Genomic DNA, 19984 nt, shown 5'->3' with positions numbered 1-19984 from the left:
CGTTTCTCCACTATTCTTTTCGTAAACGATTACGGAAAATCTATTGACATATTCATTGACCCGTTCATAGTACCGTAAACGTTTACGGGCGGCCTGGAGAAGGAAATAGCCGCCCGAAAGGGAGGAAATACGTGAAAATGAAAGCCGTCCTGTGCGGATGCGGAGCTATGGCCAAGGGCTGGCTTCGCGCGCTGCAGGCAAATGAAGAGCTTCGCGACGCGATCGAACTCGTGGGTCTCGTCGATCTGGACCGCGCCACCGCCGAAGCGCTGGCGGCCGAATTCGATCTCGGCGATATCATCATCGGCACGGATCTGGCCGATACGCTGCAGCGTTGCGATGCCGACATCCTGTTCGACGTGGTTATTCCCGCCGCGCGCCATTCCGTTGCCGCGACCGGCCTCAGCCATGGTTGCCATGTGCTGAGCGAGAAGCCGCTTGCAGCCTCCCTGGAAGAGGCGCGCGATCTGGTGCGGCTTGCGGCGGAAACCGGGAAAATTCACGCCATCGTCCAGAACCGGCGCTTCATTCCGGGCATCCGCCGCTTGCGGCGCGCGGTTGCGGAAGGCCTGATCGGCGACCTCACCGGCGTTCACTGCGACTTCTTTCTCGGCCCGCATTTCGGCGGTTTCCGTGAAGCCATGGACAATGTTCTGCTGCTCGACATGGCCATCCACACACTGGATGCGGCGCGGTTCGTGTCCGGCGCGACGCCGCTCTCGGTCTATTGCGTCGAAACCAACCCGGCCGGTTCCTGGTATGCCCATGGCGCGGCGGCGAATGCCATTTACCGTCTCTCCGGCGATGCGGTTCTGACCTATCGCGGCTCGTGGTGCGCGGAAGGCCGTCCGACGAGCTGGGAAGGGCGCTGGCGGCTCGTCGGTTCGCGCGGCATGATCACCTGGGATGGCGACAGCGATTTCGATGTCACCATTGCCGGCAAGGAACAGGGACTTCTGAACGGCTTCACGGCGCTCGACATGCCGCCGGTTCCCGCTGAGGGCGAGGTTCATGGCCACGCCAGCGTGATGATCGATTTCGTCCGGGCGGTGCTGAACGGGACCCGCCCGGAAACGGCAAGCGATGACAATATTAAGAGCCTCGCAATGGTCATGGGTGCGATCGAAAGCGCGCGCACCGGCCTTCCCGTCGATTTGCAAGTAAAGGAATGAATTCGTGACCAATCCCGCAAAAGCGATCCGCATCGGCACCATGATCAAGGCAACGGAAGGCGGCGCGGCCGAACGCATCGCCAAGATCGCCGACATGGGTTTCGAAAGCTTCGAGCCCTTCTTCTGGCAGTCCACCCGCGGCCAGGACCTCGCCGAACTCGGTAAGCGCTGCCGCGAGGCCATCGACGACCGCGACATCACGATCTCGACGCTCGGCATGTTCGGCAATCCGCTCGAGACCACCGATATCGACCGCGACACGCTGCAGGGCTGGAAGGACTGCATCGACAATGCCCACCATTTCGGCGCGACCTGCGTTGCCGGCTTTACCGGCCGCATCCGCAACAAGCCGCTGACGGACAGCCTGCCGCGCTATCGCGAGATCTGGAGCGAGCTTGCCAAGCGCGCCGCCGACAAGGGCGTGAAGATCGCCTTCGAAAACTGCGCCATGGACGGCAACTGGCAGACCGGCGACTGGAACATCGCCCACAATCCCGACGCCTGGGAACTGATGTTCAACGAGACGCCGGACGACAATATCGGGCTCGAATGGGAGCCCTGCCACCAGATGGTTTATCTCATCGACCCGCTGCCGCAGATCCGCAAATGGGCGCACAAATTCTTCCACGTGCATGGCAAGGACGCCACCATCCGCTGGGAGGTGATCCGCGAGCATGGCGTTTTCGGAAAGCATCCCTTCGTCTTCATGCGCTCGCCGGGTTTCGGCGACACCAACTGGACGGATGTGATCTCGGAGCTGCGGCTCGCCGGCTGGTCCGGATCGATCGACATCGAGGGCTGGCACGACCCGGTCTATCGCGATGAGCTGGAAATGACGGGGCAGGTTCACGCGCTGAACCACCTGAAGAATTGCCGGGGCGGCGAATTCGTCGTCGATCCGCAATAGCCGTCTTCTCCGGCCGTGGGAGCCGGGATGACGCGCACAATCAAAAGGAGGAGAGAAAATGACAATTCGCAAGACCCTTATGGCAGGCGCCGTCGCGCTTGCCGGCGTATCGGCCTTTGCCGTTGCCGCCTATGCCGAAGATACGACGATCACCGTCTGGTCGCTGGACAAGGATATCCAGCCCGCCCCCAATCTGGTGAAGGAGTTCAACGATCTCGATAACGGCATCCATGTCGAATATCGCGAGATCCAGTTCGATGACGTGGTGAGCGAGGCCATGCGCGCCTATGCGACCGGCAACGCGCCCGACATTATCGCGATCGACAATCCGAACACCGCGATGTTCGCCTCGCGCGACGCGTTTCTCGATCTCACCGACATGATCGCGGATTCGGATGTCATCAATGCCGAGAACTACTTCCCCGGTCCGCTGGAATCGGCGACCTGGGACGGCAAGTACTATGCCGTGCCGAAGGCCACCAACACGATCGCGCTCTACTACAACAAGGACATGTTCCGCGAGCACGGTCTCGATCCCGCCCAGCCGCCCAAGACCTGGGACGAGCTTGTCGAGACGGCCCGCACGCTGACCGATCCGGAAAACAACGTTTACGGTCTGGCGTTCTCGGCCAAGGCGAACGAGGAGGGCACCTTCCAGTTCCTGCCATGGGCGCAGATGGGTGGTGCGACCTATGACAACATCAATACCGAAGGCGCGGTCGAGGCGCTGGCGACGTGGAAAGAGATCATGGACGAGAAGCTCGCTTCTCCCGATACGCTGACCAACAGCCAGTGGAACGCGACTGCGACCTTCAACGCCGGCAATGCCGCCATGGCCATTTCCGGCCCGTGGGAAATCGACCGCATGCTCGCGGATGCCGACTTCGACTGGGGTGTGGCGCTGCTGCCCGTGCCGGAAGAGGGCGCAGAGCGGTCCTCGGCCATGGGCGATTATAACTGGGCGATCTTCTCCAGCACCGAGCATCCGGAGGAAGCCTTCGAGGTGCTGGAATATTTCGTCTCGCAGGATGACAAGATGTTCGAGAATTACGGTCAGATTCCGGCCCGTTCCGACATCGCGATCCCGCCGACCGGCAATGAGCTGAAGGACGCGGCGCTGGCGACCTTCGTCGAACAGTTGAAATATGCAAAGCCGCGCGGCCCGCATCCGCAATGGCCGAAGATCTCCAAGGCGATCCAGGACGCCATCCAGGCCACGCTGACGGGCCAGATGGACCCGCAGGCCGCGCTGGACCAGGCCGCCCAGAAGATTTCCGCCGTCCCGGACCGGTAATCTTCGCCTGACGGCGGCCCTGACCCTTGGCAGGTGCCGCCGGACCCTTTCCTCCCGGAGAGACCATCCGCGCCGCTTCGGCGGGGCGGATGGTTTTACGGGCAACGCCGGAGGAGATATGAAACGCATCCTTTCCAGCCTGACCGATGGTCGCGGCTTCGATATCACGCTGGTGGCCGTGCCGCTCGCCTTTCTGTTCCTGCTGTCCGGCCTGCCGCTGCTCTACAATGTGCTGATGAGCTTCCAGGAGGTCGACATGTTCAGCATGGGCCAGCTCGCGCGGCCGTTTGTGGGCTTCCGGAACTATGTCGATCTCTTCAGCCAGCCGGAAACCTTCGGCATTCTCCTCAACACGGCGATCTTCGTCACGGCCTCCATTGCCGGTCAGTTCGTGCTCGGCTTCGGCCTTGCGCTGTTCTTCGGCACCCAGTTTCCGGGAGCCTCGTGGCTGCGCGGCCTGTTTCTGGTGTCCTGGGTGATGCCCGGCCTTGTCGTCGGCGCGATCTGGAACTGGATCCTGTCGGGCGATTACGGCGTGCTCAATTTCCTTCTGACGGCGACGGGCATAACGGATGGCAACATTTATTGGCGGTCTGACCCGTCCTATTCCCTCTGGGCGGTCATTCTCGCCAATGTCTGGCTTGGAACCTCGTTCAACATGATCCTGCTTTCGGTCGGCCTGTCCTCGATCCCGCGCGATCTCTACGAGGCGTCCGAACTCGACGGCGCCAACGTCTTCCAGCGGTTCTGGACCATCACGCTGCCGATGATGCGCTCGACGATCGGCGCGGTCGTCGCGCTCGGTCTGATCTTCACCCTGCAGCAGTTCGACCTGTTTGCCGCCATCACCGACGGCGGGCCCAACAATTCGTCCAATGTCGCCCAATACTGGGCCTGGGATCTGTCGTTCCGGCAGTATGATTTCGCCAAGGGCGCGACGGTTTCGGTCATCATGATCGTGTTCGTGATGTTCGCCTCGCTGGTCTATGTCCGCTCCACGCGCCATGAGGTGAGAGGATGAGCGATACCTCCCGCAACCGCCTGATGCTCGTCATCGCCATCATGCTGGCGGTCATCTACCTGTTCCCGCTGTACTGGATGTATGTCACCAGCCTGAAGACCGGCTCGGCGATGTTTGCCACGCCGCCGCGCCTGCTGCCGTCCGATCCGCAGTGGGCGACCTATGGCGATGTCTGGGCGAGCCGCAACATGGCGCGCTATCTCTGGAACTCGCTCGTCATTGCCACCGGCTCCGTCGCGCTGATTGCGGCGCTCGGCGTGGGCTGCGCCTATGTGCTCGCCCGCTATCGCAGCGGCTGGGTCGATGCCGGCCTGTTCCTGATCTTGCTGTTGCAGGTTCTGCCGGCATCGCTGATGATCACGCCGATCTTCGTCGGTTTCTCGCAGGTCGGGCTGCTTGACTTCCCCCGCTTCGCCGTGATCCTGGCGATCGCGGCCAAGAGCATGCCGTTCTTCGTCGTCCTCGTCCGCGCAACCTTCATGAGCGTGCCGATCGAACTTGAGGAGGCGGCGATGGTCGACGGGAATTCCCGCATCGGCGCGTTCTTCAGGATCGTGCTGCCGCTTGCGCGCAACGGCATTCTCGTCAGCGCCATCCTGATCTTCATGCAGGCCTTCGGGGAGTTCGTCTATTCCAAGTCGATGATCCAGGCCGCCGAGCTGCAGCCGGCAAGCGTCGGCCTCAACAGCTTCATGGGCCCGAACACCACCGAGTGGAACAAGATCATGGCCTATGCGACGATCTACGTAACGCCGATCCTCGCCATTTTCGTTCTTCTGCAACGCCGTATTGTGTCCGGCCTCACCTCTGGAGCCCTCAAATGACGTATCACATCCAGTTCGAAGGCGTGAATAAGCATTATGGCGCCTATCACGCCCTGAAAGACATCGAGCTCGGCATCCCCAAGGGCACCTTCGTCGCCCTGGTCGGCCCTTCGGGTTGCGGCAAGTCGACCCTGCTGCGCTCGCTCGCCGGCCTTGAGAAGATCACCAGCGGCACGCTGACCATTGCCGGCGAGACCATGAACAACGTGCCGCCGCGCAAACGCGATCTCGCCATGGTGTTCCAGTCCTATGCGCTTTATCCGCATATGACTGTCGAGGAGAACCTGACCTACAGTCTGCGGATTCGCGGCATCGCCAAGGCGGAGGCAAAGAAGGCGGCGGAAGAGGTTGCGGCAACGACCGGGCTTTCGGAACTTCTCGGCCGCTATCCGCGCGAATTGTCGGGCGGGCAGCGCCAGCGCGTGGCGATGAGCCGGGCGATCATCCGCCATCCCAAGGCCTTCCTGTTCGATGAGCCGCTCTCCAATCTCGATGCGGCTTTGAGGGTACAGATGCGCAAGGAAATCCGCGCGCTGCACGACCGGCTGGGGGCGACATCGGTCTATGTGACGCATGACCAGATCGAGGCGATGACCATGGCCGATCACGTCGTCGTCATGCGCGCCGGCATCATTGAGCAGCAGGGCGCGCCGCTCGAACTCTACGACCGCCCCGTCAACCGCTTCGTCGCCGGCTTCATCGGCTCGCCTGCCATGAATTTCGTATCGGCGCGCGTCGGCCCGGGCGGGAAGTCGCTGACGCTCGAACTCGGCGGACCGCAGACGATCGCCGTCGAGACCGGTCTGCCCGAGGGCCATTCTGTCACGGTCGGCCTGCGGCCGGAGCATCTGCGCGTCGTCCCGGCCGATGAGGCGATGCTGAGCTTCCCGGTGGCCACCGTCGAAAGCACCGGCTCCAGCACCTATCTCGCCGCCGATGGCGCGGAGGACTTTACCCTTGTCCTGAACGGTCGCACCGATGTGAAGCCCGGCGACAGCGTCGGCGTAGCCTTCGATCTGGCGCAGCTTCACGTCTTCGATGCAAAGACGGAAAAACGGCTGCCGCTTTCGGGCGGCTGACCGTCGCAATACCGGATCGTCGATCATGTTTGCGGATCCTGTCTTACGGGTTCTGTCGCCGCGTATCGTCACGCCATGGATTAGGCGTCTCCTAACATACGCTATCAGAATTGCTATTTTTGTTTGCCTGGCAATGCCCGTAGGTTTCTTGACGAAACGCGAAGGTCCAAAAGGACCCGTGGCAACGGGATTGTATACGCATGGCTTTGGAAAGATTTGACACGATCGTGGTCGGCGCGGGTCAGGCCGGGATCGCGGCGAGCGAGCATCTCAGCAACAACGGAACGCAGCATGTCGTGCTCGAACGGAGCCGGATTGCCGAACGCTGGCGCACGGCGCGCTGGGATTCGCTCGTTGCAAATGGTCCGGCCTGGCACGACCGTTTCCCGAACCTCGAATTCGAGAGCGACGACCCCGACAGCTTCGTCCACAAGGATGCCGTTGCCGACTATTTCGTGGCCTATGCCGAAAAAATCGGTGCGCCCGTCCGCTGCGGGGTCGAGGTTCTTTCCGTCGAACGCAAGGACCACGAACGCGGCTTTCTGGTGAAGACCGACAAGGGCGACTTCGAAGCCCTGAACGTGGTCGTGGCCACCGGTCCGTTTCAGCAACCCGCCATGCCGCCGATCATTCCGGAAACGGCTTCGGTCAATCAGATGCATTCGTCCGCCTACCGCAATCCCGCGCAATTGCCGGCCGGAAATGTTCTGGTTGTCGGCGCGGGATCGTCCGGCGTCCAGATTGCCGATGAACTTTCCCGCAGCGGGCGCAAGGTTTATCTGTCCGTCGGCCCGCATGACCGGCCGCCGCGCGCCTATCGCGGCCGCGATTTCGTCTGGTGGCTGGGCGTTCTCGGCAAATGGAACCTGCAGGCGCAGGCGCCCGGCACGGAACATGTGACCATCGCCGTCAGCGGCGCGCGCGGCGGCGAGACCATCGATTTCCGCAGGCTGGCGGAGAACGGCATGACGCTGGTCGGCCGCACCGAAAGTTTCGAGAACGGCGTCCTCAGCTTCGCCCGTGACCTTGCCGACAACATCGCCGGCGGCGATTCTTACTACCTGTCGCTGCTCGATGAGGCCGACGCCTATGTCGCCCGCAATGGCCTCAACCTGCCGGAAGAACCTGAGGCGCGCGTCTTCGGCTCGACGCCCGACTGCATCGCCAATCCCGTTTCCGAACTCGATCTCGAAGAGGCCGGGATCACCACGGTCATCTGGGCCACCGGATTTCGCTCCGACTACAGCTGGCTGAAACTCGACATATGCGACGAGCGCGACCAACCGGTTCACCAGCGCGGCGTCTCCGGCGAGCCGGGCCTCTATTTTCTCGGACTGCCCTGGCTTTCCGGGCGCGGGTCGAGCTTCATCTGGGGCGTCTGGCACGATGCGAAATATGTTGCCGATCACATCCTGATCCAGCAGAAATACCGCGACTATCAAGCGCCTTCGGATGGCTTGCGGTCAGCGGCGGAATAGGCCGCATCGCCGCATCGAGCCCGATATCGGACGCAAGCAAAAAGGGGAGCCTCATGGCACATACGCGCATCCGCAAGTTCAACACCAGGGACACCTATCCCGAGCAGAAGCTCGACAACGACCTGTGCCAGGCCGTGGTGGCGCGCGGCAGGACCGTTTTTCTGCGTGGCCAGTGCCCGCAGGACCTCGACACCGCCGAAAACATCGCAAGCCATGATCCGGTCGAGCAGACCCACAAGGTCATGCAGAATATTCGGCAGCTGATCGAGGAGGCCGGCGGCTCGATGGAGCATCTGTGCAAGGTCGTGGTTTATCTCACCGATGTGCGCCACCGCGAGGCCGTCTACCGCACCATGGGCGAATATATAAAGGACGTGCACCCGGTCTCGACCGGCGTGGTCGTCACCTGTCTCGCACGACCGGAATGGCTCGTCGAAATCGACGGAACCGCCGTCATCCCCGACTGAACCACCCCCGACCGACCCAGCCCCGATCGAACCAACAAAGGCCTGGACATGACCTTTTCCATCATTGCCCGCTGTCGCGACACCGGACAGTTCGGCGTCGCCATTTCATCGTCTTCCCCGGCGGTTGCCGCGCGCTGCATGTTCGCCGAGGCCGGTGTCGGCGCGGTTTCGACCCAGAATGTCACCAACCCGGCGCTCGGCCCGCTCATGCTTGCCGCAATGAAGAACGGCGCCAGCGCCGAAGAGGCCGTGGCTTCCGCCCGCGATGCCGATGGCTTTCCGGCCTACCGCCAGCTTCTTGCGATCGACGGCAAGGGCGAAAGCGCGATCCATTCAGGCCCCAAGGCGCTCGGGATATGGACCAGCGCGTCCGGAACCGACTGCGCGGCCGGCGGCAATCTGCTGGCCAATGACCAGGTGCCCGCCACCATGGTTTCCGCCTTCGAAACGGCCGCCGGCACGCTTGCCGACCGGCTGGTCGCCGCGATGCAGGCGGGCCTTGCCGCGGGCGGCGAGGCCGGGCCCGTCCATTCCGCCGGCCTTCTGGTGGTCGACCGGCAGAGCTGGCCCTATATCGAGCTTCGCATCGACTGGCTGGACGCGGATTGCCCGATCGCGGCCCTGGCCCGCGCCCTTGAAATCTACAAGCCCCAGGCGGACGATTATGTCACCCGCGCCCTCAACCCCGAGGCCGCGCCCTCCTACGGCGTGCCGGGCGACGAATGACGGAACCCGGTCGGCCGTCCCATGCTCGATTGCTCCCCCGCAAAAGCACCTTATACTGGATCATCGGCTGACAGGCCTGGGGCTTTTGAAGGATAGAGGAACAGGGTGCCGCTTCGTATCACCTTCAGACAGCTGGAATATTTCGTCGCGGTCTGTGACTGCGGCTCGATTGCGCATGCCGCGCAGAAGATCAATGTTTCCTCGCCCTCCATCTCCGCGGCCATCGCCCAGCTTGAGGCGGAGTTCGGCCTCAAGCTGTTCGTGCGCCGCCATGCCCACGGCCTTTCCCTGTCGCAGACCGGCGAACTGTTCCTCAACGCCGCGCGCGAGACGCTGGAAAAGGCCAATGCGCTCAACCAGCTGGCGGCCGATGTGGCCGGAACGGTGCGCGGCAATCTCAGGGTCGGCTGCCTCCTGACCTTTGCGCAGATCGTGCTGCCGCGCCTGCGCCGCAGCTTTGTCGATCTGTTCCCCGAGGTCGCGTTCAGCCAGTTCGAGCGGGACCAGTCCGAGCTTTTCAACGAATTGCGCGCCGCAAGGCTCGATATCGCGCTCACCTACGATCTCAACATTCCGGCGGATCTGAACTTCGTGCCGCTGGTCGAACTGCCGCCTTTCGCGCTGTTCAGCGAGGCCCACCCGCTTGCCGAGCGCCCCTATGTCTCGCCGATGGACCTTGCGCGCTATCCGATGATCCTGCTCGACCTGCCGATGAGCACCGATTATTTCCTTTCGATCTTCTCGTCGCTGGGCATCCGTCCGGAAATCGCGGAGCGGACCCGGGATATGGCGGTAATGCGCTCGCTGGTGGCCAATAATTTCGGATATTCGGTCGCCAATATCCGCCCCTTGTCCAATCTCGCGCCCGACGGCCAGAAGCTTCGTTTCGTGCCGCTGTCGGGATCGGTGCGGCCGCTCAATATGGGCCTGCTGATGTCGGAGGGGGCGGCAAACGCCCGCACCGTTTCGACCTTTATCGAACACGCGAAGAATTTCATCCAGAACGACGACACTTTCCATTTCGCCGGTAGCTAGGCCGCGCGCCACAGTCAGAGAAGCCCGCCATGCCGGACAGAATAAAGCCGCTGCTCGAACAGCTCGTCGCCTTCCCGACGATTGCCGGCACGCCCAATATTGATCTTATCCACTGGGTGAAAGACCTGCTGGACGCTTCGGAGTTTAATGTTACCCTCATCCCCGCGCGGGACGGGACCAAGGCCGGCCTGCTCGCCCGGTTCGGCGATGGCGATGGCGGGACGCTGTTTTCCGCCCATACCGATGTCGTTCCGGTCGACGGACAGACCTGGACGGAAGAGCCGTTCCGGCTCTCCGAGCGCGCTGGACGCTATGTCGGTCGCGGGACGACCGACATGAAGGGCTTTATTGCCTGCGTGCTGGCGCTGGCCGAAACACTGCGGGAAACGCCGCCGCCAAGACCCGTTCTGATCTGCCTGAGCTGGGATGAGGAGCTCGGCTGTCGCGGCATTCCGGAAATGATCGACAGTGTCGTGCCGGTGCTGGGCCGGCCGGATCTCTGTATCGTCGGCGAGCCGACCCTGATGCGCCCGGTGCTCGGCCACAAGGGCAAGGCCAGCTACCGGGCCGAATTCGACGGCACGCCGGGCCACTCCGCGATGGCGCCCTATTTCACCAATGCGCTTCACGGGGCCGCCGAATTCATCCTCGCGCTGGGAAGCCTTCAGGACGCGCTGGCGCAGGAGGGTGCGCGGGAGAACGCCTTCGACCCGCCTTTTTCCACCGTCCATGCCGGCGTTGCCCAGGGCGGCGTGGCGCTCAACATCGTGCCGGATCATGCCGAGGTTCTGTTCGAAATCCGCCATCTGGCGACCGAAACACCGGATGCCATTCTCTCCCGCCTCGTTGTTCCCGAAGGCGGGCGGATCACCTGCACGGGACAGTATCCCGGTCTCTCGGCCCTGGCGGACGATCCCATGCTCGCGCGGTTTGCCAACGCTCTGCCCGACCCGACGCCGGCGACCGTCGCGTTCGGGACCGAGGCCGGCTATTTTGTCGAACGCGGCATCCCGACCGTCGTCTGCGGTCCGGGCACGATGAAGGACGGGCACCAGCCGGATGAATCGATCGCCATCGATCAGCTCGCACGCTACCACGCCCTGATCCGCGACTGGGTGTTCCGCTGACGGCTTCGCCTTTGCTTAATTGCAACTAAGCGATTTCTTTCTTTCTCTGTTCCACGCCGCGCGCCATTCTGCGGTTAATATGCCTTGGACAGGGCCGCGTTGGAAGCCGCGACGCAGCACGAAGACCGGGCGTCGCGAAAAGGAGAGTGGAATGACGAAGCATGTGGACGCGGTCAGCGAGCTTGCGGAGAATGTGGCGACCCCGTTCGAAAACGCCCAGGCCATGCCGGTCTCGGCCTATACGAGCGAGGATTTTCTAGCACTCGAGCAGTCCGAGATCTTCTCCAAAAGCTGGCTTTGCGCCGGACGGGCCGATGCCCTGAAAAAGCCAGGCGACTACATGACCATCGAGATCGCGGGCGAGCCGATCATCGTCCTGCGCGACAGGGAAGGCGAATTGCGGGCGCTCTCCAATGTCTGCCGCCACCGCATGTCGGTGCTGCTGGAAGGCCGCGGCAATGTCCGCACGATCACCTGTCCCTATCACGCCTGGACCTATTCGCTCGATGGCAGCCTGCGCGGCGCGCCGGCGATGGAGAAGAACGGCAGCTTCTGCAAGAAGGACGTCAGCCTGCCGGCGATCCGCTGCGAAGAATGGCTGGGCTGGATCATGGTCACGCTCGACCCCGGCCTGCCGCCCGTCGCGGAAACGCTGTCCGACCTCGACACGCTGGTCGGCTATCTGAACATGGGCGACTATGTCCAGACGTTCAGCGAGGAGCATCGCTGGGACACCAACTGGAAGATCCTCGCCGAGAATTTCATGGAGAGCTATCACCTGCCGATGTGTCACGCCGGTACGATCGGCGGCGCTTCGAAGCTCCAGGACATGGTCTGCCCGGAAGGGTTTCCCGGCTTCAACTACCATCACATCCTCAAGGATGACTCGGTGCCGCTGGCGCTGGCGCATCCTTCCAACACGGTGCTGGAAGGCGACCAGCGCCGCCGCACCTGGCTGCTCGCGATCTACCCGTCGCTGATGATCACGCTGACGCCCGGTTATTTCTGGTATCTGTCGCTGCTGCCCGATGGTCCGGGCGGCGTGAAGATCCTCTATGGCGGCGGCCTGTCTCCGGACTACATGAACGACCCGAAGGCGGAGGAGCATTTCGCGGCCCTGAAGGGCCTGCTCGACCACGTCAACGAGGAAGATCGCGGCTGCACCGAGCGCGTCTGGAAGGGCCTTCAGAGCAAGTTCGCCAAACCCGGCGCGTTGTCCCACCTCGAACGCCCCAACTACGAATTCGCCACCTGGATTTCGCAGAAGGTATCGGGGACGTAGACCGCGCCTGGTGACCTGGCATCGCCATTTACACCGTTCCGAGGGTCGTGGTATCTAGGTTTGCAACGCGAGCGCTTGAGCCGTTCGCGTTGCGCTGTTTTCGGTTGATCACCAGTGCGCAACCGTTCCGTCCGGCAATCCTGCCTCCATGGCCGGGATAATCTCCTGTTCGAAGGGATGTCTGGCGGCGGCCGCCTCATCGATCTCGATGCCGAGGCCGGGCGCTTCGGGCGCGCGCCAGAAGCCGTCGACGAGATCGAGCGGATAGGCGCTGCAGATATCCCGGAACCACGGCACCAGACCGACCGCCTCTTCCTGAATGACGAAATTCGGGGTCGCCACATCGAATTGCAGGGCGACAGCGCCGGCGACCGGACCCATCGGGTTGTGAGGACAGATACCCATCCCGGCGGCTTCGGCGATCGCGGCAATCCGGCGACCGCCGGAAAAGCCGACGCAATGGGCAAGATCGGGCTGGATATAGGCGACGGCGCGGGTCTCTGCGACCTCGGCGAACTCGCGAGGCGTGAACAGCCGTTCGCCGGTGGCAAGCGGGCAGTCGACGCGACGGGCGAGATCGGCCATGGCCGGGGTATTGCCGGGCTGGATCGGCTCCTCCACGAACAGCGGCCGGATGGGCGCGATCGCGTCGATATAGGCCTTGGCGGCGTCGATCGATTGCGGACGGCCGTGGAAATCGGTCATGATATCGACACCGTCGCCGACCCGCTCGCGCACGGCGGCGGCGAGCTTTTCGACGTGACGCATGGCGGGAAGCGGCGCGTCATAGCCGCTATAAGGCACAAAGCCGAGCTTGACCGCCTCATAGCCCATTTCCACGGTCTCCTGCACGGCGTCGCAGAAGCCGGAGATGTCCTCGGTTCCGACCTGCGCGCCGATCTTCGCGCGCCGCAAATGGGTGTAGACACGCACCTTGTCGCGGACCCGGCCGCCGAGCAATTGCCAGACCGGCACGCCCAGCGCCTTGCCCTTGATGTCCCACAGCGCCTGCTCGATCCCGGAGACGGCCGACAGGCCGATGGCGCCGAGCGGCCAGAAGCTGAAATGGGTCATGCGGCGCACCAGATGCTCGGTGCGGGCCGGGTCCTCGCCGATCAGGAAGGGTTTCAGGTCCTCCACAGTGGCGATAACGGCGCGGGTCTTCCATTCAAGCGTCGCTTCGCCCCAGCCGTGAAGGCCCGGCTGGTCGGTGACCACTTTGACGAAGATCCAGTTCCGGTGGATCGCATTGACGACAACGGTTTCGATGGCGGTGATTTTCACGTGAGGTGGCCTTCGGTATCAGGGATTGAGCTTTTCGGGGAGCCAGGTCGAGAACTCCGGCACCAGACATAGAAGCGCGACAGCGGCAAGTTCGGCAAGCAGGAACGGCATCAGCGCCCGCATCAGCGGATACATGCCGATGCGGCCGACCCGCATGACGACGAACAGAACCACGCCGACCGGCGGCGTCACCAGACCGATCGCGAGCGTGATCATCACGACCATGCTGGCCTGCACCGGATCGATGCCGAGTTCGCGCACCGCCGGCATCAGGAGCGGAACGAAGATCAGGATCGCCGCGCCGATATCGAGGAAGGTGCCGAGAATCAGCATCAGAAAGGCAACCGCGAACAGGAACAGCACGGGGCTGTCGGCAAACATCTCCGCAGCACTGCTGATCCAGGAGGCAATGCCGAGCAGGTTCAGCGCATAGGACAGAATGCTCGAGGCGGCGACCAGCAGATAGACGGAGGCCGAAATCCGCGCCGCCTTCATGATCGCCCGCCAGAGCCCGGCCATGTCGAGACCGCGAAACACGAACAGCGACAGGACAAGCGCATAGGCGACCGCGATGCCGCCGCCCTCGGTTGCGGTATAAGCGCCGACCACCATGCCGCCGACGATGATCAGCGGCAGGGTGGCGACGGCCGCGCCTTCCATGATCATGCGCGCCGTGCCGTCGCCGGTATGCGCCGGCCGCGGCATCGGCACGCGCTTGCGCAGCGCATCGATGAAGACGATCCCGGCACAGGCGAGGCCGATCAGCAGGCCGGGGATCACGCCGCCGAGGAACAGGTTGATGACCGACTGGCCGGACACGGCGGCAATCAGGATCGCGAGGCCGGAAGGCGGGATGATCGGGCCGATGATCGAGGAGGCGACGGTCACGGCCGCCGCATAGGGACGGGTGTAGCCTTCCTTCGGCATTTCGGAGATGAACACCCGGCCAAGGGCCGCGGCATCGGCCACCGCAGAGCCGGAAATGCCAGAGAACAGAACCGATGCGCCGATATTGGCATAGGCCGTGCCGCCGCGCAGCCATCTGGTCGCCTGCTGGGCGATCGAGATCAGCCGCGTAGTGATGCCGCCCTGGTTCATGATCTCAGCGGCGAGGATATAGAACGGCACGGCGAGGAAGACGAAACTGTCGACGCCGGTGAACATCCGGGTCGCCGCGATCGACAGCGGCACATCTGCGACAAGAATGCCGACAAGACCGGCAAGGCCGATGGCGAAGGCGACGGGCACGCCGATGAAAAGCAGACCGAGGCCCGTGAGCGCGACCCAGATCATGCCGTGCCCCCGGTATCGGAAAGATCGTCATGTTCGGGCTCGAAGCCGGCGATCCATGACAGGGCGATCTGCACCAACATCAGCGCCGCGCCGACCGGCAGCGCGAGATAGGGATAGATCATCGGAATGCCGGAGGCAGGCGCCACCTGGCTCGCATTTCTGAGCGCCTGCGGCCAGCTATAGACCAGAAGGACGACGCAGAAGATCGCGGCGATTGAATAGAGCGCCGATTTGACGAGCGGCGCGAAGCGCGGGCCGGCGAGGTGCTCCAGCGCCTCTATGCCCATATGTTCGGCGCGGAAGATGCAGGCGACCGAGCCCAGCATCATCAGCCAGATCATCAGATAGCGCATATATTCCTCGGTCCAGCTGAAACCGGTATTGAAAAGATAGCGTCCGCCGACCTGTGTCAGGTTCAGCGCCGTCACGACGATCATGATCAGCGTCGCCAGAATTTCGGTGGTTCGGGCGAGCGCCCGGGCGATCCTCAGGGCAATTGCGCGCATTGGAAAACTCCATTGCGCCACCCCTTTTCGGCAAGGGATGGCGCGTGTCCGGATGGATCAGTCGTAGAGTTTCACCTTGGCCTCTTCGACCGTGGCGAGCAGTTCGTCGACGAGCGCGTCACCCACCTTGGTGCGGATGAAGGCCTCGACCGGGGCCTGGGTGATTTCCTTGAAGGCCGCCTTTTCCTCCGGCGTGGAAACATGGATTTCCATGCCGAGCTCCTCTTTCAGCTTTTCGGAGAAGCGCCAGTCGCCCTCGGTCTTCTGCAGGTTTTCGGTCCAGGCCATCAGGTTCGCCGCGTCGATGACGATTTGCTGGTTGGACGGCGACAGGCCGGAGAACCATTTTTCATCGGCGATGATCACATGCAGGCCGAAGACGTGTTCGTCGAGCGTGTAGTATTTCTGGACCTCGCCGAGGCCGCCGCCATAGACCACCGCCGGCGGGTTTTCCTGACCGTCAACCACGCCCTGGCGCAGCGACATCAGCACTTCGGCGCCCGAGATCGGCGTCGCCGTGGCGCCGAGGGAGTTCACCAGCTCCATGAACACCGGGCTTTCCATGGTGCGGATCTTCAGGCCGGACAGGTCTTCCGGATTGACGATCGGACGCACATTGTTGGTGAATGAGCGGAAGCCGTTCTGCGAGAAGGCGAGCGCGCGCATGCCGGTCTTGTCGAGAATGTCGTCGCGCATATTGTCGGCGAAGTCGCTGTTCATCACCTGCCAGGCGATCGGCGCGCTTTCGAACAGATAGGGGATCGACCAGACCTGCATCGGCGGATAGAAGCCCGCCATTGCACCATCGGCGGCAAAGGTCAGCTCGAGGCTGCCCTGCTGCACCTGTTCCAGCATCTCGCGTTCGCCGCCAAGCTGGTTGTTCGGAAACAGGCGGACCTCGATCTCGCCATTGGTCTTGAACTCGACATATTCCTTGAAGCGCACCAGGGCGTTGTATTCCGGAAAATCGCCCTCGGCGATGCCGATGCCGAACTTGATGGTTTCGGCGGAAGCCGGAAGCGCGGCAAGCGCGCCCGTTGCCGCGACGCATGCCGTCGCAAGCCATTGTCTGATATTCATGATTTCCTCCCTCACATAGTCCCTTCGGGACTTGACGATGTCGGACACAGTCCGATTCAATGTCAGCGACGAGAGAGTGCCGTTTTCTAGATCATATGTAAAGACCCAGCATGACAAAAACCAATCGCCGGGGCGCGCTCGCCTTTCCGAACGACCTCAATTCTTCGCTGCCGACCGGGGCGGCCAAGGAGGCGGTGACCGTGCTCGGCCGGCGGATCACCAATGATGTCTACCGCCCTGGCGAGATCATGCCGACCGAGCCGGAACTGGCGGAGTCCCTGAATGTCAGCCGCGCGACGATCCGGGATGCGATCAAGGTGCTTTCCGGCAAGGGGCTGGTGCGCACGGCGCGGCGCTACGGCACGCGGGTGCGACCGCTCGACGAGTGGAACCTTCTTGATTCAGACGTTGTGTCCTGGCACGAACCCTCTCATCCGCGTATCGGGCGGATGTTTGCCGAGACAACAGAGCTGCGCTGCATCATCGAGCCGGCCGCCGCCGCACTTGCCGCCGAGCGCGCAACCGAAGCGCAGGTCGCGCAGATCCTTTCAAGCGCCCATGCGATGCATCCGGGCGCCGATGATCTGCAGGCGATGTTTTCCGCCGACTGCCTGTTCCACGCCACCGTGCTCGACGCCACCGGCAACATGATGATGCGGCAGATGCAGAATATCATCCTGACCATGTTGCGCATCTCCTACGAGTTCGGCGTCCTGCTGGTGGATGGCGAGCCGGTCTCGCGCGAAGGTCATATCCACGTCGCCGAGGCGATCCGCGACCGCAATGCCGCCGCCGCCGAAAAGGCGATGCAAACCATGCTGCAGTTCAACCGCCGCACCGCCACCGAATACTGGGCCCGCGCGGCAGCGGAGGTGGAAGACACCACGACTTGATTTGAGCATCTGTTTCTGCTTCAGCCTCTAACGGGACCGGGCGTTATTTGACGCCCCATCGCGCCGGGGGAGCTCTCCTGAGAGCCCACACCGACGCGCTGCTTTCCTCCCAGGCGGACCGGCTTTCAGGCCAGCCGGACGATCAGGACATCGCGCGGGGGCAGGGCGAAGCGGCCGTCTTTCAGGGAAGCGCCGTCGCCGGCCCAGTGGTTTTCGGCGCTGGTGAGGGGTTTGCCCTCGCCATCCGTCACCGTGCCGGTCTGCGCCTGCCGTGTGGCGTTGACCAGCCAGAGATAGCGGCCGTCCGCGCCCTCGTGCAGGCGGACCTGCACCGCGGGGTTGGAGGTGACGGTGTGGGCCTTCTTGCCGGTGAAGGCGAAACAGCGGGCGAAATAGCGCTTCCCCGCCGCCGACTGGTCGCGATAATAGCCGACCGATGGGTGGGTGCCGACGAGAAGCGTGCGACCCTTGCCGAACGTGTTTTCGACGATCGCGATCGGGCCGTCGTCAAAACGCGCCAGTTCGCGACCATCGGTCACGGTATAGGATTGCAGAAAGCCGCCGCCCGTCGTCGAAACGCCATCGAGCGTGAAGCGGATGCGGTCGCCGATATCCGGCATGAACTCGACCTCGTCCTCGCGGACGCCGAAGACGGCGTCGAGCCCGTTGTTCGGCTGCACCGTGCCGACCTTGCCGCGATCGCCGAAATAGCCCGGGCAGGCTTCGGACACCAGCGTGCCGCCGGCCTTCACCCAGTCGGCGAGTTTCGCGGCGCTCTCGCTTGTCAGCATGATGGGGTAGGGGAAGTAGAGCGCGTCATAGGCGTCGATATCCTCGATATGGACCCAGTCGGCCTGGATGCCAGTGTCGAAGAAGCCGCGATAGGCGCCCCACATGGCTTCCCTGTAGGTCTCGTAATCGCCTTCACGGCTCAGCAGATAATCCCAGGCCTGGGCCTCCGGGGCGACAAGAATGCCGATCTCGCCCTGCACCGGCTTTGCCGCCAGAAGCGGCTTCTGTTCCGGCGCGTTGGTCCACTTCGCGATCTTCGAGGCCATGTCGGAGCGCGGCGTGCGCGAACCATCCATGCCGTAGGAGCCGAAGGCGCCGAACAGCGGGCCGTCGAGCAACGGCCGATAGCGCAGGTTCATCATGCCGCGCGCGCCGCCGGCAAACGAGGTCAGCGACCACACCCGGATATCCTCGGGCTCGGCGACGCGGCCATCCTCCTTGTCGCGCCCGACGACCTGCGGCTGCATCCACAACGGCCCACCCTGCCGCTCGGCATGCCAGAAGGGCTTGCCGCGCGCGGCGGCGCGGTTCAGGTCGGCGGCGTAGAAGCTGCGCCACGACTGGTTGCCCTTGCGCGCGTGAACGAAGGTATAGCCATAGACCTCGACCTTGGAGGCGGCGAGCCAGTCATCCGACCCGCGCGCGGCCATGTCGGGGATCGCCCCGGCGACGCCATGGGCGGCGATCAGGCAATCCTGATCGACGGCGCGGATGGTGTCGATGCGAAACTGCATCTGGCCGTAGTAATTCTCGCGCTTGAAATCGAGCCAGTCGAGGCATTCCGGGTAAGGCGCGATCTGGTGCGGCGGCTCGATATCGTCCCATTCGGCGTAGGAATAGCGATACCAGGCCTTTGCCAGCGTATCGAGATCGCCGTATTTCTCGCGAAGCCAGAGGCGGAAGGCGGCCTTGGTGTGCGGGTTGTAATCGACGGAGGGCGCATAATTGCACTCGTTCCAGACGTCATAGCCCAGAAGCCCGGGATGGCCCTTGTAGCGCTCCGCGAGCGCGGTCAGGAAGGCGCCGGCGGCTTCCTTCACCTCCGGGCAGTTCATCGTCAGCGATCCCGCACCGCCGCCATTAGGCGCAAAGCCGCCGGTCGCGGCCGACACACCCATGATCGCCGGAAGCTCGCTGCCATCGGCGCGCATCTGTCGGGCATGGGCGAACTTGCGATAAGCCCAGTCCGGCACGGTGTGGGTCAGTTCGGCGATGATGGTCTTGATGCCGTTTTCTGCGGCGAGGTCCATCTGGCGGTCATACTCCTCCCAGTCGTAAAAGCCGGGCCGCCGCTCGATCGCGCTCCACATGAACCAGTGGCGGAAGACATTCAGCCCGTCTGCCGCTGCGACGCCGTAATCGCGCTCCCAGTCCTCGCGCGGCGGGTTCGACTTGCGGAAATAGACCGCCCCGAACGGCGTCTGCATCGGTATTTTCGTCATCATGTCCTCATCATATTATCTCGAATGGGGCGGCGGTTTGGACCTGTGCCTCCCCGACTTGCGTCAGACGGATGTGACGCCGACCGGGGTTGGCTTCACCGCAGAGCCCCCGAACCTTCTCGCCCCGGAGGGGAAAGATGTCGCGAAAGCGACAGTGAGGGGGGGAGAGTATCCCCTTGAACGCCCTCACGTTTTGAAACGCTGCTTCACCCTCACTGCCCCTTTCGGGGCATCTCTCCCGCAGGCGGGAGAGAGTTTTGGGAGCAAGCCGCAAAGCAGGAT

The 19984-nt window shown here is 63.2% G+C and carries 18 protein-coding genes; 13 read left to right on the top strand and 5 right to left on the bottom strand.

What is annotated here, in order from left to right; genetic code table 11:
- The first annotated feature begins 131 nt into the window (after positions 1-131).
- The 12 genes from V6765_RS01860 to V6765_RS01805 all read left to right on the top strand — a co-directional run bounded on the left by V6765_RS01860 (position 132) and on the right by V6765_RS01805 (position 12412).
- Positions 132-1172: a Gfo/Idh/MocA family protein gene (locus V6765_RS01860; RefSeq protein WP_448425973.1), complete on the top strand. Its 1041-nt coding sequence runs from the start codon at positions 132-134 to the stop codon at positions 1170-1172.
- Between the two features lie 4 nt (positions 1173-1176).
- A complete protein-coding gene (locus V6765_RS01855; RefSeq protein WP_448425971.1) occupies positions 1177-2079 on the top strand; it encodes a sugar phosphate isomerase/epimerase family protein in 903 nt (300 codons plus the stop codon).
- 58 nt (positions 2080-2137) lie between these two features.
- Positions 2138-3373: an ABC transporter substrate-binding protein gene (locus V6765_RS01850; protein ID WP_448425969.1), complete on the top strand. Its 1236-nt coding sequence runs from the start codon at positions 2138-2140 to the stop codon at positions 3371-3373.
- 118 nt (positions 3374-3491) lie between these two features.
- Positions 3492-4394: a carbohydrate ABC transporter permease gene (locus tag V6765_RS01845; protein ID WP_448425967.1), complete on the top strand. Its 903-nt coding sequence runs from the start codon at positions 3492-3494 to the stop codon at positions 4392-4394.
- Positions 4391-5218, top strand: coding sequence for a carbohydrate ABC transporter permease (locus V6765_RS01840; RefSeq protein WP_448425965.1), 828 nt, complete (start codon positions 4391-4393; stop codon positions 5216-5218). Before V6765_RS01845 ends, V6765_RS01840 begins: the two co-directional genes overlap by 4 nt.
- On the top strand, positions 5215-6297 hold the full coding sequence (locus V6765_RS01835) for an ABC transporter ATP-binding protein (RefSeq protein ID WP_448425963.1): 1083 nt from the start codon (positions 5215-5217) through the stop codon (positions 6295-6297). The genes V6765_RS01840 and V6765_RS01835 overlap by 4 nt, the downstream gene beginning before the upstream one ends.
- 200 nt (positions 6298-6497) lie before the next feature.
- Positions 6498-7775, top strand: coding sequence for a flavin-containing monooxygenase (locus V6765_RS01830; protein WP_448425961.1), 1278 nt, complete (start codon positions 6498-6500; stop codon positions 7773-7775).
- Positions 7776-7828: 53 nt separating this feature from the next.
- The gene (locus V6765_RS01825) at positions 7829-8242 is read left to right on the top strand and encodes a RidA family protein (RefSeq protein ID WP_448425960.1); all 414 of its coding nucleotides are present in this window, start codon (positions 7829-7831) and stop codon (positions 8240-8242) included.
- Positions 8243-8290: 48 nt separating this feature from the next.
- Positions 8291-8968 (top strand): DUF1028 domain-containing protein, encoded by a 678-nt coding sequence (locus V6765_RS01820; RefSeq protein WP_448425958.1) that lies wholly within the window; start codon positions 8291-8293, stop codon positions 8966-8968.
- A gap of 105 nt (positions 8969-9073) precedes the next feature.
- On the top strand, positions 9074-10003 hold the full coding sequence (locus V6765_RS01815; protein ID WP_448425957.1) for a LysR substrate-binding domain-containing protein: 930 nt from the start codon (positions 9074-9076) through the stop codon (positions 10001-10003).
- 29 nt (positions 10004-10032) lie between these two features.
- Positions 10033-11130, top strand: a complete 1098-nt coding sequence (gene argE / locus V6765_RS01810; protein ID WP_448425955.1) for an acetylornithine deacetylase — start codon at positions 10033-10035, stop codon at positions 11128-11130.
- 151 nt (positions 11131-11281) lie between these two features.
- On the top strand, positions 11282-12412 hold the full coding sequence (locus tag V6765_RS01805) for an aromatic ring-hydroxylating oxygenase subunit alpha (RefSeq protein ID WP_448425953.1): 1131 nt from the start codon (positions 11282-11284) through the stop codon (positions 12410-12412).
- A gap of 108 nt (positions 12413-12520) precedes the next feature.
- Here V6765_RS01805 and dgoD read toward each other — a convergent pair whose 3' ends face one another.
- From dgoD to V6765_RS01785, 4 genes are read right to left on the bottom strand one after another with little or no spacing between them, the layout of a single operon-like run.
- On the bottom strand, positions 12521-13696 hold the full coding sequence (gene dgoD, locus V6765_RS01800) for a galactonate dehydratase (RefSeq protein WP_448425951.1): 1176 nt from the start codon (positions 13694-13696) through the stop codon (positions 12521-12523).
- An 18-nt stretch (positions 13697-13714) separates the two neighbouring features.
- Positions 13715-14989 carry a TRAP transporter large permease gene (locus V6765_RS01795; protein WP_448425949.1) on the bottom strand — a complete coding sequence of 425 codons (1275 nt, stop codon included), beginning with the start codon at positions 14987-14989 and terminating at the stop codon, positions 13715-13717.
- Complete coding sequence (locus V6765_RS01790) at positions 14986-15495, bottom strand: TRAP transporter small permease (protein ID WP_448425947.1); 510 nt, start codon at positions 15493-15495, stop codon at positions 14986-14988. Before V6765_RS01790 ends, V6765_RS01795 begins: the two co-directional genes overlap by 4 nt.
- A gap of 57 nt (positions 15496-15552) precedes the next feature.
- Positions 15553-16575, bottom strand: a complete 1023-nt coding sequence (locus tag V6765_RS01785; RefSeq protein ID WP_448425945.1) for a TRAP transporter substrate-binding protein — start codon at positions 16573-16575, stop codon at positions 15553-15555.
- Between the two features lie 110 nt (positions 16576-16685).
- On the opposite strand from V6765_RS01785, the gene V6765_RS01780 reads away from it, so the two are divergent.
- Complete coding sequence (locus tag V6765_RS01780) at positions 16686-17468, top strand: FadR/GntR family transcriptional regulator (RefSeq protein ID WP_448425943.1); 783 nt, start codon at positions 16686-16688, stop codon at positions 17466-17468.
- Between the two features lie 125 nt (positions 17469-17593).
- Here V6765_RS01780 and V6765_RS01775 read toward each other — a convergent pair whose 3' ends face one another.
- Positions 17594-19702 (bottom strand): beta-galactosidase, encoded by a 2109-nt coding sequence (locus V6765_RS01775; protein WP_448425941.1) that lies wholly within the window; start codon positions 19700-19702, stop codon positions 17594-17596.
- Positions 19703-19984: the final 282 nt, after the last annotated feature.

Source organism: Martelella sp. FOR1707, from assembly GCF_053484265.1.
The sequence above is the reverse complement of the archived record's forward strand: the minus strand, read 5'-3'. Positions and strand labels throughout refer to the sequence as shown.

Excerpts from the sequence above, each read along its gene's own strand:
- V6765_RS01850 (WP_448425969.1), top strand. The coding sequence starts at position 2,138 with ATGACAATTCGCAAGACCCTTATGGCAGGCGCCGTCGCGCTTGCCGGC.
- V6765_RS01845 (WP_448425967.1), top strand. The coding sequence starts at position 3,492 with ATGAAACGCATCCTTTCCAGCCTGACCGATGGTCGCGGCTTCGATATC.
- V6765_RS01840 (WP_448425965.1), top strand. The coding sequence starts at position 4,391 with ATGAGCGATACCTCCCGCAACCGCCTGATGCTCGTCATCGCCATCATG.
- V6765_RS01835 (WP_448425963.1), top strand. The coding sequence starts at position 5,215 with ATGACGTATCACATCCAGTTCGAAGGCGTGAATAAGCATTATGGCGCC.
- V6765_RS01830 (WP_448425961.1), top strand. The coding sequence starts at position 6,498 with ATGGCTTTGGAAAGATTTGACACGATCGTGGTCGGCGCGGGTCAGGCC.
- V6765_RS01825 (WP_448425960.1), top strand. The coding sequence starts at position 7,829 with ATGGCACATACGCGCATCCGCAAGTTCAACACCAGGGACACCTATCCC.
- V6765_RS01820 (WP_448425958.1), top strand. The coding sequence starts at position 8,291 with ATGACCTTTTCCATCATTGCCCGCTGTCGCGACACCGGACAGTTCGGC.
- argE (WP_448425955.1), top strand. The coding sequence starts at position 10,033 with ATGCCGGACAGAATAAAGCCGCTGCTCGAACAGCTCGTCGCCTTCCCG.
- V6765_RS01805 (WP_448425953.1), top strand. The coding sequence starts at position 11,282 with ATGACGAAGCATGTGGACGCGGTCAGCGAGCTTGCGGAGAATGTGGCG.
- V6765_RS01795 (WP_448425949.1), bottom strand. The coding sequence starts at position 14,989 with ATGATCTGGGTCGCGCTCACGGGCCTCGGTCTGCTTTTCATCGGCGTG.
- V6765_RS01790 (WP_448425947.1), bottom strand. The coding sequence starts at position 15,495 with ATGCGCGCAATTGCCCTGAGGATCGCCCGGGCGCTCGCCCGAACCACC.
- V6765_RS01785 (WP_448425945.1), bottom strand. The coding sequence starts at position 16,575 with ATGAATATCAGACAATGGCTTGCGACGGCATGCGTCGCGGCAACGGGC.
- V6765_RS01780 (WP_448425943.1), top strand. The coding sequence starts at position 16,686 with ATGACAAAAACCAATCGCCGGGGCGCGCTCGCCTTTCCGAACGACCTC.
- V6765_RS01775 (WP_448425941.1), bottom strand. The coding sequence starts at position 19,702 with ATGACGAAAATACCGATGCAGACGCCGTTCGGGGCGGTCTATTTCCGC.